Here is a 12,034-nt window from a genome sequence, read left to right as displayed (position 1 = left end):
AATCAGCCTCTAGGATGGAACTTCCGATGCACCTCTCTCAGGCGCTTGAGATCAAGATGGGTGTAAATCTGCGTGGTGGTTATGCTCGAATGCCCCAAAAGCATCTGGACAGCCCTAAGATCTGCCCCGCGCTCCAGAAGATGGGTGGCGAAGGAATGACGGAGGGTATGCGGGGAGATTCTATGCCTGATCCCTTTCATGGCCGCATAGGTCTTCAATATCTGCCAAAATCTCTGTCTTGTGAGGGGTCTTCCATCCCTGCCGGTGAAGACATAGAAGCTCGCCGCCTTGCCGAGCATGCACGGCCTCGCCTCCTTCAAATAACGATCCAGCCAGTAAACAGCCGTCTCGCCAATGGGTACGACCCTCTCCTTTTCACCCTTGCCAGAGACCCTTATATAACTAAGCTTACGGTCTATCTGATCCAGTCTCAGCGTCACGGCCTCGGAGGCCCGAAGGCCACAGGCATATGAGACCTCGAGCAAGGCCTTGTCCCGAAGACCGATGGGTTTAAGGCAATCAGGGGCCTCCAAAAGCGCATTCACCTCCGGGATCGACAGCTGATCCGGCAGGCTCAACCCGATCCTTGGATTGTTAATGACCGTAAGCGGCGTCGGGTCAACGCCATACCCCTCGGACAAGAATCTAAAAAAAGAGCGGAGGGCCGACAGCCTTCTGGCCAGGGTCCTTGGCGAAAAACCTCTGTTTCTCTGGGTCTTCAGCCAGACCAAGACGTCGGAAGACGAGACAGCGCCTGGACCACAGGCCTTATCTCCGCCTAGTCCGTCAATAAAATCGAGGATATCCCTGCTATATGCCTCAAGCGTCTTGACCGAGGCCCCACGCTCCACTGTAAGGTGTGCCAAAAAATCGTCTAACAGGGTGGTCCACGACAAAAGATGAGCCGATCCAGTGCCTGACATGGATATCACAATTCGCCCACCCCGGCCCACGCGGCATCCCTTATCTCAAGGTCCCTTGCGTTCAGACTTAAGACCTTGAGCTTGCTTTTCAAACCCTGCCTCTCAAGAAGCCCCTTCCCACGAGAAAGCCTGACAAGCGCATCGATCGCCTCAATGACCACACGCGGCTCACTCTTAAAGTCCAGAAAAAGCATTAAGGTCGCCCAATCATCGGGTAGGCCGTAACGTTCCAGATAACGCCTTACCGCAGCCTCAAACTTTGCGGTCCCATATGTCTCATGTATAGCCCTTAAGTCCTTTGAATGTCCAGCACCACCTTTAGCCCCCATAAAAAGCCTATTGGCCTCTTTGAGATATCTCTCCTTAAGCCTGGGATCTTCCAGCGCCCTTTCAAGGCTACTTCGCTCGTCCCTTTTGTCTGATACGTCCCCTCTGTCTTTTATTCGGTCTATCTCTCTCCAACTCCTTTTTCTCTCAGACATCTCTTGATCTTGCCCCTCAACCCTCAAAGAAAAATCGGCCGCCCTGGCATTCCTTGTCTAATTTCAGGCAAGGTCTGCGATTATGGCCCTTAACGCATCAAAATCGGTCTTTTGAACGGCAAGAGGCCCGTTTTTAAGCGCCGTAAAACGGTCTTCAAACACGGGCCTCCCGGTCTTTTCGTAGATGACGCCAAGCGGGATACGCCCCCCGAAAAGGAGTGCAGTCCTAAATGCAAGCTCCCTGTCCGTTGGGTCGTAGCCAATAGGCAGTTCCCGACAGCGCTCCTTATACCATGCATAGGTGTTTACCTTATTAAACGACACACAAGGCTGGAGGATATCCACCAACGAAAATCCCCTGTGCCTTATGGCCCTGACAATGAGATCGGTAAGATGTTCCTTCATGCCCGCATAGCCCCTCGCCACAAAGCCTGCATCAAGGGCGACTGCAACCGCTAGTGGATTGAACGGCGATGAATACACGCCGTGCGGCTGGGCCTTGGTCACAAAACCCTCGTCAGAGGTGGGGCTTGCCTGGCCCTTGGTAAGCCCATAGACCTGATTATTATGGACTATCATCGTTATATCAATATTTCTACGGATGGCGGAGATGAAGTGATTGCCGCCCTCGCCGTACATGCAACCGTCTCCGCTCTCCGCTATCACGGTAAGCCCAGGGTGTGCAAGCTTGGCCCCTGTTGCAACGGGGACAGCCCTGCCGTGAAGGCCGTTAAACACATTCACGTTCAGATAGTGAGGTATCTTCGCCGCCTGCCCTATGCCTGAGACTATTAAGACCTCGTGGGGGCCGAGTCCACAGGCAACAAGGGCCTTTTTGAGCGCATCGAGTATGCCGAAATTTCCGCATCCTGGACACCAGGCGGTCTCATATTCCCCGAAATCCTTTATATCAACCATGGAAATGCCCCCATTAAAGGCGTTCAAGTATGTAATCCGCCGTAAACGGCAATCCGTCGTAGCGAAGCACACGGTCTTTGATATCAAAGCCTGTCTCGCGCCTGATGAGTCGGGCGAACTGACCTGTGGCATTGCCCTCGATGGAGACTACCCTCTTGGCCGAACTCAATCGTCCGAGGAACTGGTCCTGCGCCAAAGGCCAAACCTGGTCGAAGTGGAGGTTCCCAACGGATTCGCCACCTTGTCTCAGTCTCTTGCCTGCCTCAAGACCAGCGCCCCTTGAGGAACCCCATGTTAAAAGGATCGTCTCGGGCGCCTCTGGACCATGATATTCAGGCGGTTCGACCTCTTTCAAGACGACGGTCCATTTCCTAAACCTCTTTTTCACCATTGCCTCCCTAACTGAAAGGTCCTCAGTAAGATGCCCATCTTCAGTGTGTTCGTCGCTGTCGGCGACGACAAGATGCCGGCTGAACCCTGGAAGCAGCCTAGGCGAAACGCCGCTCTCTGTAATGAGATATCTCCTATAAGGCGCCTCTATGTCGGATACCCTTGCGCCGGCCCTTACCGGCGCAAGCCCCTCCAGATTAAATGGTTCAACCGCCCTATAGGAATCGGCAAGAAACTGGTCGGTCAAGATGAACACCGGCCCCTGCGACGCCTCTGCAAGGTGAAATGCCCTGTGAGTCAGGTGAAAACATGCCTCTATAGACCCTGGGGCAAAGATCGCCCTTGCAAACTCGCCGTGGCCGGCATGGAGTACAAACTCGAGGTCGGCCTGTTCCGTCCTGGTCGGAAGGCCTGTAGCCGGCCCTGGACGCTGGGCAACCACTATCACAACAGGGGTCTCTGTCATGCCTGCAAGGCTTATACCCTCTGTCATCAGGGCAAAGCCCCCTCCCGAGGTCGCAACCATGCTGGGCGCGCCACAAAAGGAGGCCCCTATGGCCATGTTGATTGCAGCTATCTCGTCTTCGGCCTGCTCCACAACAAGGTCCATAGCATCTGCATTGGCTATGAGTGTAAGAGGGACGGATGTGGACGGTGTCATGGGATAGAAGGCGCAGAACTTCGCCCCAGCGCTCATAGCCCCTAGGGCTATGGCCTGATTGCCGTTCAGCATGACGCTGCGGCCTGAGCGGTCCGTTTTGCACGTCTTTGAAACATCCATCCGCCTAGAGGTGTTGGTCTTGGCCCATTCATATGCCTTTTTGAATGCCGCAAGGTTTTCATCCAGGGCCTCTGGATGTTTCTTGCCCAGGGTATCGCGGATAAGCCCCTCGAACAGGGCACTTTCAATGCCGATCAAGAAAGCTAAGACCCCTAGGACTGCTGTATTTTCAAATCCCGACAGCACCATATCGCGTGGGACCAAGACCGCACCATCTGCATCAACGCCGACGGATCCGCTCGCGATGATCAGCCCGTCTTTCTTTAAATCCTTCCTGTGGAGATCCAAGGTCTCGGGGTCTAGGGCAACGAGTACATCAAGTTCATCTTGCGGAGCAAGCGGCAAATCAGCCCCCGCCCTGATGGAAAACGTATTATGTCCACCCCTGATCCTCGATTGATAGCCCTGGGTTACAAGGATATAGCAGCCGCTCCTTACCATCGCCCTGCTTAAGAGCTCACCGATAGTTACGAGCCCCTGCCCAGCCTCTCCCCCAATGAGGATATTGAATTCATCAAACGACATAACGCCCCTCTTATTTAGTCTTTGGAAGTATCTCACTTCAGACCGACCCTGAAACACCAAAAAGGGTCTCTCATGACCTCCGTCTCCCAGATACAGATCGGACTGCCATCCAACCATATATCAGGATGTTTATCGCTACAACCAGCAAGCCGAGGTCTGTCTGGGTCCTGCGCGTAAGACCTGCCGGATATAGTAATGGCAGGATGTAGTGCCCGACAAAATCGCCGGTGTATCCAACCTGTCCGCCGGCCAATCTGAGCTTTTGTTCCAAAGGGGTAAGTGGACATAGCCACCCGTTAAACTCAACCAGTGCGCCCCATACAGCAGCAGGTATATGCAGGCACATGATCCAGCGCCACCTTAGGGCCAAAAAACCGCCAGCCACCACAAAGGCGACAAACGCCAGGTGAAAAAACACCAGCACGTCCGCACAAATAAGATAGCCCAGAAACACCCCCTTTTTTGCTGCAAGACGTTGCTTCAAAGACCTTAACCCTGCCCAGATCTCTGGCATCAAGATATCAGAAAGGGAATCGGTGTCAACCGCAGGACCACCTGGCATCACCGACGCAGACGCAACCCTATGCCGCCCATACATACCGAAACAGCCTAAAAAAGTTGTATTTTGTCATAATGTCCTCCTTCGGCCATCTTACATCAAGGGAGAAGGTGATTATTGGCAACCGCCGTCGGCCAATTAGGGCACCCTGTTTCTTCTTGAATTCCGGACATGTTGTGTTATACAAAATACTTCACTTTGTATAACCGTCCAAACTTGGAATCGACCTATGCAGCCTTGTATCCAGGCATTTCTTGACTTTTTGAGCGCGGAGCGGAATGCATCCGCAAACACCATAAAGGCCTATTCAAGAGACCTTTCTGAATTTGTCGGCATGCTCGGCCAGGACAGAGACATCCGTACGGCGACAAGCCGAGAGGCAAGGGCATGGCTCGGTGCACTCATCAAAAAAGGGGCCGGCAGGTCCACCGTTGCAAGGAAACTTGCGGCCCTGAGGAGCCTCTTCAGATTCCTTGTGCGTGAAGGGCTTGTTGCAAGGAATCCGATGAGCGCCCTTCGCTCTATAAAACCGGACGGAGCGCTTCCAGCGTATCTTTCCATAGAAGAGGCCTTCAGATTGATTGAAACAGGAAAGAGGGACGGATTCAAGGCCTTAAGGGATCAGGCCATCCTTGAACTCCTCTACAGTGCTGGTTTGAGGGTGGGCGAGTTGTGTAGCCTTGATATGGGACATATATCTCTTTCTCCGGAAATGGTCCGCGTCAGGGGCAAAGGGAACAAAGAACGCATCGTGCCGTTCGGAGAAAAGGCGGCCGAGGCCTTGAGGGCGTACCTCCCTGCACGGCTTTCCGTCCTTCAAAGGCTCAAGCTGGACAACGAGGCCCTTTTCATAAGCCAAAGAGGCACCCGCCTTACACCAAGGAGCATCGAAAGGCTTGTTGAACAAAGGCGTCTCGAGTCAGGGATCGACACCAAGGCTACACCACACACTTTCCGCCACTCCATGGCCACCCATCTCCTGGAACAAGGAGCGGACCTCCGCGCCATACAGGAGATGCTGGGCCATGCAAGCCTTGCCACAACCGAACGCTATACACATCTTGACATAGCAAGACTTACTGAGCTCTATCAAAAAGCCCACCCCAGGGCCGTCCTTAAGATGCTCCATAAGCCTGAAAGCCAAGGGAGAAATAATGAAGATGCATGACATGAAGCCGGATTTGAAGGATCGACTTATCAGGGGCACCACTGTGATCTGTGTCAGACATAAAGGCGAGGTCGTAATGGCCGGAGATGGGCAGGTTACGCTCGGTGCGACCGTCATAAAACACAGTGCAAAAAAGATAAGGAGGCTCTATCATGACAGTGTGATAACAGGTTTTGCAGGGGCGACCGCCGATGCATTCACGCTTTTTTCAAGGCTTGAACAAAAACTTGAACAATATAAAGGAAATCTGGTACGTTCGGCGGTCGAGCTCGCAAAGGATTGGCGCACAGACAAACTGCTCAGGCGCCTTGAGGCCATGCTTATCGCCGCGGACAGTGGACACTCGTTTCTCATCTCCGGATCGGGCGACGTGATAGAACCTGACGATGGCATAATAGCCATAGGCTCCGGCGGACCTTACGCCCTTGCAGCCGCACGGGCACTTGTCCTGCACAGCGGCCTTGCTTCAAGGGAAATCGCTGAGCAGGCGCTTAAAATAGCCTCGTCTATTTGTATCTACACAAACGACCAAATAACGGTCGAAAATCTATAGACATGGAGAATAGCTGTGCCGTTTAAAGATATAAGACCATTGACGCCCAAAGAGATAGTGGCTGAACTTGACAAATACATAGTAGGGCAGGACCAGGCCAAGCGTTCTGTGGCTATAGCGCTCAGGAACCGCTGGAGGAGACAACAGGTCGCACCAGAATTGAGGGATGAGATCGCACCTAAGAATATCATCATGATAGGTCCAACTGGCGTCGGAAAGACCGAGATAGCCAGAAGGCTTGCACGTCTTGCCAATTCCCCTTTCTTGAAGGTGGAGGCCACTAAGTTTACGGAAGTGGGCTATGTGGGACGCGATGTCGAGTCCATGATCAGGGACCTGACGCATCTTGCGGTTGACATGGTCAAGTCTGAAGAACGTGAAAAGGTGGAAGAAAAGGCCCAGGGCCTGGCAGAAGAAAGGCTTTTGGATCTACTACTTCCTACAAGACACCAAGTGGAAGACGAGGCCTCCCAAAACGCCACCAGGGAACGTTTCAGGCAAATGCTCCGTGAAGGCAAACTGGATGACAGGTTCGTGGAGCTCGAAATAACTGCACACCCCCAACCACCCATGATCGAGGTCTTGGCCGCAACTGGCATGGAAGAGCTCCAGGGTGGCCTCCAGGATATGCTCTCCAACATCTTTCCAGGTAAACGGAAACGCCGACAGGTGAAGGTTTCAGAGGCCAAGAAGATACTGGCACAGGAGTCAGCGGCAAAACTGATAGACATGGACAAGGTAACGGAGATGGCTATAGCTAGGGTCGAAAGTGCAGGCATAATATTTTTGGACGAGATAGACAAGGTCGCATCAAAGGGTGGGGGAAGCGGCCCTGACGTCTCGAGGGAAGGGGTGCAACGCGATCTCCTGCCGATAGTAGAAGGTACGTCCGTCCACACCAAATACGGCATAGTCCGCACTGACCATATCCTTTTTATAGCAAGCGGGGCATTTCATCTAGCAAAACCATCTGACCTGTTGCCCGAGCTCCAGGGCAGGTTCCCGATTCGGGTCGAACTGAACCCGCTTACCCAGGAAGACTTCAGGCGCATACTCACAGAGCCTGAAAACGCCCTTGTAACGCAGTACGAGGCCTTGCTCGCCACAGAGGGCGTAAAGCTTGTATTTGAGCCGGATGCTATAGAGGAGATAGCGCACATAGCATTTGTTGTAAATGAACGCACGGAAAACATCGGTGCCAGAAGGTTGCATACAGTGATGGAGAAGCTGGTGGAGGAGATCTCTTTTGAGGCCCCTGATGTCGCACCACAAGAGATCAGGATCACTGCTTCATATGTACAGGAAAGGCTCAAAGACATAGTAAAAGATGAAGATCTGAGCAGATTCATCCTGTAAAAGGGGGTGGATGACAATTGGATGCCCAACTGAAGGCCGAGGTCCTTACAGAGGCCCTGCCATATATCAGACGGTTCGCAGGAAAGAGTGTGGTCATAAAATACGGCGGCCATGCGATGGCGGACAAGACCCTAAAAGAGAAATTCGTTCTTGATGTAATCCTCATGAAATATGTTGGTATAAGGCCAGTAATAGTGCATGGCGGCGGTCCCCAGATAAGCCGCACCATGGAACGCATGGGGATTAGGCCAGCATTCGTAGAAGGACAGCGGGTAACGGATGCGGAGACCATGAGCGTAGTGGAGATGGTGCTCGTGGGCACAGTCAACAAGGAAATCGTGGGCCTAATAAACCGTCACGGCGGCAGGGCCGTCGGACTATCAGGCAGGGACGGTGACCTTATCCAGGCCGAACAAATGAAGATATACAAATACACCGGCGATGAAAGACCCCCTGAAATCATTGATATCGGACGGGTCGGCAAGGTCGCCAGGGTGGACGCAACGGTCTTGAAGACCCTCGAGGACGCCGGCTTTATCCCGGTCGTCGCCCCTGTGGGTGTAGGACCTGACGGCGAGGCATACAACATAAATGCAGATCTCGTAGCCGGGGCCATAGCAGGTGAACTTGGTGCAAAAAGGCTTATCCTCCTTACGGACGTACCCGGTTTTATGGAGACCAAAAAAGGCGGAAACGGGATTGAAACAAAGGAGCTCGTTACCTCCATGACAGCGGCCGATGTCGAAAATGCCATCCTCAACGGTACTGCAACAGGCGGGATGATCCCAAAACTCAAGGCATGCCTCAAGGCGCTTGAGAGGGGTGTGGAAAAGGCCCATATCGTCGACGGACGGATCGCCCATACAACACTTTTAGAACTCTTTACAGACCATGGCGTGGGAACGGAGATAATACCAAAATGACCTGCGAGACAGCTATCGCCAACACATACAACCGCTTCCCGGTGACACTGGTAAAGGGCCTTGGGTGCAGGGTCTGGGACGATGCCGGGCGCGAATATCTGGACTTTGCCGCAGGCATCGCGGTATCAAGCCTTGGCCACTGCCATCCAAGGGTGGTAGAGGCCGCAAAGGCCCAACTTGAGGCGTTGATGCATGTCTCAAACCTCTACTGGACCAGACCTCAGATAGAACTTGCCAAACGCTTAACCAGCCGCTCGTTTGCTGAACAGGTGTTTTTCTGCAATTCTGGAGCGGAGGCGATCGAGGCCGCGATAAAGCTTGCCCGCCACAGGGGTCATGACATCAAAGGGTCGGATTGTTATGAGATCATCTGTCTCGAAGGGGCCTTTCACGGCCGCACCCTTGCCGCCGTTGCAGCCACGGGCCAGCCCGTTTATCAGAGGGGCTTCGAGCCATTACCGAACGGTTTCCTGCACGTTCCGCCTGACAATATCAAGGCGCTGAGGCTTGCGGCAGGCACGAGGACCGCCGCCATCCTTATCGAGCCCATTCAGGGCGAGGCTGGTGTAAGACCGATCAGTGATGAATTTTTGAAAGAGGCCAGGAGACTCTGCGACGAACACCAGGCACTTTTGATATTCGATGAGGTACAAGTCGGACTCGGGCGCACCGGAACCCTCTTCGCCTATGAACAGACAGATGTCACGCCAGATGTGCTGTGTCTCGCAAAGGCGCTTGGAGGTGGGCTCCCGATCGGGGCTATGCTTGCCAAAAAAGAGGTGATGACTCATCTGCCGCCGGGCAGCCATGCATCGACCTTTGGCGGAAATCCAGTTTCGTGTGCGGCTGCCGCCGCCGTGCTCGATGTAATGACCGAAACTGGATTCCTTGAAAAGGTACGAAAGACCGGGGCGTACATGGCGGATGGACTGAACAGGCTCAAGGTGGCCTATCCGGATAAAATCAGGGAGACAAGGGGAAGGGGCCTCATACAGGCCGTTGAATTCGCAGCACCTGCCCCGGATTTAAGCCTTAAACTCCTTGAAGATGGATTCCTGACCATCCTCAGCCACGGCGATACCCTCAGGCTTGTGCCCCCCCTTATAGTTGAAACAACCGAGGTGGACGCCCTCTTGGATTGCCTCAAGGGACGGATCGCCGCATTATAAACGATCAGAATAAACAATCAGGATTGATATCATGAAAAAAACAAACGAATTCAAAAAGGCCAGACACTATCTCAGGGTATTTGACTTAGGGTCAGATGAACTCTTGGGCATCATAAACCGTGCTACGGAATTGAAACGGCGCAAAAAGGCAGGGCTTGCATCTGACCATAGGCCAGCCATAGGCAAGACCTTGGGGCTCCTGTTTGAAAAACCTTCCACAAGAACCAGGATATCCTTTGAGGTCGCCATGTTCAACCTGGGTGGTAACGTGAGCTTCATGCCGGCGCGCGACCTCCAGCTGAGGCGAGGCGAACCGCTTAAAGATACCGCAAGGGTCCTCTCCAGATACCTCGACTGCCTTGTGGTGCGGACCTTCGGACAGGAGATAGTAAACGAGCTGGCCGAGTGGTCTGGCATACCAGTAATAAACGGCCTAACCGACCAGCATCACCCATGCCAAATACTGTCCGACTTAATGACAATAATAGAGAAAAAGGGTGTAGGCCTCAAAGGACTCAAGATCGCCTGGGTCGGAGACGGCAACAACATGGCCAACTCCTGGATCGAAGCCGCATCCCGCCTTGGCTTTGAGCTCATCCTGGCCTGTCCAACCGATTACTGGCCTGATCAAGGCATACTTAATGAGGCGTTGAAAGACGCCAAATCAACCATCAAGCTGACACACGACCCGGAAGAGGCGGTAAAAGACGCCGATGTGATAAACACGGACGTCTGGGCCAGTATGGGGCAAGAAGGAGAGGCGGAGAGGAGGAGAGGCGCCTTCGCCCCTTATCAGATCAATGCAGGGCTTCTAGGTCTGGCAAAAAAAGATGCAATAGTACTTCACTGCCTCCCCGCCCACAGAGGGGAGGAGATAACAGAAGATGTACTGGAAGGGCCACAGTCTGTCGTGTGGGATCAGGCCGAAAACAAAATGCATATACATATGGCTATACTTGAATGGGCGATAGGGCTGCATCCCATCCCCTCTCATTGAAAACAGGGATCGCCGGCTTGAAATGGATAAGAGGCGATTGAAAAGGAATATGAAATGGCTAGAGATACTAAAAAAAATCGAAAGACGGAAAAGATCGTGCTCGCATACTCAGGCGGCCTTGACACCTCGGTTATACTGAAATGGCTCCAGGAAACCTATGAATGCCCGGTGGTCGCCTATTCGGCGGACATCGGCCAGAAAGAAGATTGGGGTCTAGTGCGCCAAAAGGCGACCGATACCGGCGCCTCCGACGTGGTCATAAAGGACCTCAGAGAGGAATTCGTCCGGGACTTCTTGTTCCCGATGTTCAGAGCGAACGCCATTTATGAAGGCGGCTATTTGCTTGGCACATCCATCGCAAGGCCTCTTATAGCCAAGGAGCAGGTGAAGGTGGCAGAAGAATTCGGGGCAGACGCGGTAAGCCATGGCGCTACAGGCAAGGGAAACGACCAGGTGCGTTTTGAACTCACCTATATGGCGCTGAATCCAGCCCTCAAGATTATCGCCCCATGGCGTATCTGGGACCTCAATTCCAGGCAAAAACTCATGGACTTTGCAAAAAGACACGGCATCCCGGTACAGGCCACAAGGTCCAGACCTTACAGCATGGATGCGAATCTCTTGCACATAAGCTATGAAGGCGGAATACTAGAGGACCCCTGGGCCGAGCCGCCGAAGGACATGTTCGTCTGGACGAAGGCCCCTGAAGACGCGCCTGATAGACCGCAATACATCGAGATCGATTTTGAAAAAGGTATACCCGTTGCAATAGATGGGGAGAGATTGGGGCCATTTGCCATATTTTCCAAATTGAATCAAATAGGGGCGCAAAATGGGGTCGGCAGGGTGGATCTGGTCGAAAACCGCTTCGTCGGCATGAAATCAAGGGGTGTGTATGAAACCCCGGGCGGGGCCATCTTAAGAACGGCCCATATGGCCATTGAATCGATCACGATGGACAGAGAGGTCATGCACCTTCGAGACAGCCTCGTGCCTCGCTACTCTGAACTGATATATTACGGTTTCTGGTTTTCACCGGAACGCGAGCTCATGCAAAAATTAATGGATGAATCTCAAGCGAATGTCACCGGGACGGTGCGGCTTAAGATTTACAAAGGAAATTGTATAGTAGCGGGCAGAAAGGCTGAAAAAGGCCTCTACCTACCTGAATTCGCCACATTTGAGGCAGATGATGTCTACAAACAGGCTGATGCTGAGGGCTTTATAAGACTCCAAGGTCTGAGGCTCAAAATCAGGGCCCTTGTGGAAAAGACCAGATCGACATAGAAA

Annotated in this window: 12 protein-coding genes; 7 read left to right on the top strand and 5 right to left on the bottom strand. The window is 53.0% G+C overall.

The window, feature by feature from the left end:
* Positions 1 to 2: 2 nt before the first annotated feature.
* From xerD to LGS26_RS02825, 5 genes are all read right to left on the bottom strand, one after another.
* Positions 3 to 923, bottom strand: coding sequence for a site-specific tyrosine recombinase XerD (gene xerD / locus LGS26_RS02845; protein ID WP_237889831.1), 921 nt, complete (start codon positions 921 to 923; stop codon positions 3 to 5).
* 5 nt (positions 924 to 928) lie between these two features.
* Entirely contained in the window at positions 929 to 1,405 is a 477-nt protein-coding gene (locus LGS26_RS02840) for a hypothetical protein (RefSeq protein WP_237889149.1), read from the bottom strand.
* A 63-nt stretch (positions 1,406 to 1,468) separates the two neighbouring features.
* Positions 1,469 to 2,323 (bottom strand): 2-oxoacid:ferredoxin oxidoreductase subunit beta, encoded by an 855-nt coding sequence (locus tag LGS26_RS02835; RefSeq protein WP_237889148.1) that lies wholly within the window; start codon positions 2,321 to 2,323, stop codon positions 1,469 to 1,471.
* Between the two features lie 13 nt (positions 2,324 to 2,336).
* On the bottom strand, positions 2,337 to 4,019 hold the full coding sequence (locus tag LGS26_RS02830) for a 2-oxoacid:acceptor oxidoreductase subunit alpha (protein WP_237889147.1): 1,683 nt from the start codon (positions 4,017 to 4,019) through the stop codon (positions 2,337 to 2,339).
* 70 nt (positions 4,020 to 4,089) lie between these two features.
* Positions 4,090 to 4,617, bottom strand: coding sequence for a DUF2784 domain-containing protein (locus LGS26_RS02825; RefSeq protein ID WP_330873321.1), 528 nt, complete (start codon positions 4,615 to 4,617; stop codon positions 4,090 to 4,092).
* Positions 4,618 to 4,807: 190 nt separating this feature from the next.
* On the opposite strand from LGS26_RS02825, the gene xerA reads away from it, so the two are divergent.
* From xerA to LGS26_RS02790, 7 genes are read left to right on the top strand one after another with little or no spacing between them, the layout of a single operon-like run.
* Positions 4,808 to 5,746 carry a site-specific tyrosine recombinase/integron integrase gene (xerA, locus tag LGS26_RS02820; protein ID WP_237889146.1) on the top strand — a complete coding sequence of 313 codons (939 nt, stop codon included), beginning with the start codon at positions 4,808 to 4,810 and terminating at the stop codon, positions 5,744 to 5,746.
* Positions 5,733 to 6,299: an ATP-dependent protease subunit HslV gene (hslV, locus tag LGS26_RS02815; protein ID WP_330873320.1), complete on the top strand. Its 567-nt coding sequence runs from the start codon at positions 5,733 to 5,735 to the stop codon at positions 6,297 to 6,299. The genes xerA and hslV overlap by 14 nt, the downstream gene beginning before the upstream one ends.
* A 30-nt stretch (positions 6,300 to 6,329) precedes the next feature.
* Entirely contained in the window at positions 6,330 to 7,655 is a 1,326-nt protein-coding gene (gene hslU, locus LGS26_RS02810; RefSeq protein WP_237889827.1) for an ATP-dependent protease ATPase subunit HslU, read from the top strand.
* Between the two features lie 17 nt (positions 7,656 to 7,672).
* Positions 7,673 to 8,578 (top strand): acetylglutamate kinase, encoded by a 906-nt coding sequence (argB, locus tag LGS26_RS02805; RefSeq protein WP_237889145.1) that lies wholly within the window; start codon positions 7,673 to 7,675, stop codon positions 8,576 to 8,578.
* Positions 8,575 to 9,747, top strand: coding sequence for an aspartate aminotransferase family protein (locus tag LGS26_RS02800; protein ID WP_237889144.1), 1,173 nt, complete (start codon positions 8,575 to 8,577; stop codon positions 9,745 to 9,747). The genes argB and LGS26_RS02800 overlap by 4 nt, the downstream gene beginning before the upstream one ends.
* A 31-nt stretch (positions 9,748 to 9,778) precedes the next feature.
* The gene (gene argF / locus LGS26_RS02795; protein WP_237889143.1) at positions 9,779 to 10,744 is read left to right on the top strand and encodes an ornithine carbamoyltransferase; all 966 of its coding nucleotides are present in this window, start codon (positions 9,779 to 9,781) and stop codon (positions 10,742 to 10,744) included.
* A 54-nt stretch (positions 10,745 to 10,798) separates the two neighbouring features.
* On the top strand, positions 10,799 to 12,031 hold the full coding sequence (locus tag LGS26_RS02790; protein ID WP_237889142.1) for an argininosuccinate synthase: 1,233 nt from the start codon (positions 10,799 to 10,801) through the stop codon (positions 12,029 to 12,031).
* Positions 12,032 to 12,034: the final 3 nt, after the last annotated feature.

Source organism: Dissulfurimicrobium hydrothermale, assembly GCF_022026155.1.
Lineage (GTDB): Bacteria > Desulfobacterota > Dissulfuribacteria > Dissulfuribacterales > Sh68 > Dissulfurimicrobium > Dissulfurimicrobium hydrothermale.
Note: the sequence above shows the minus strand (reverse complement) of the source record. Positions and strands in the feature narration are given on the sequence as shown.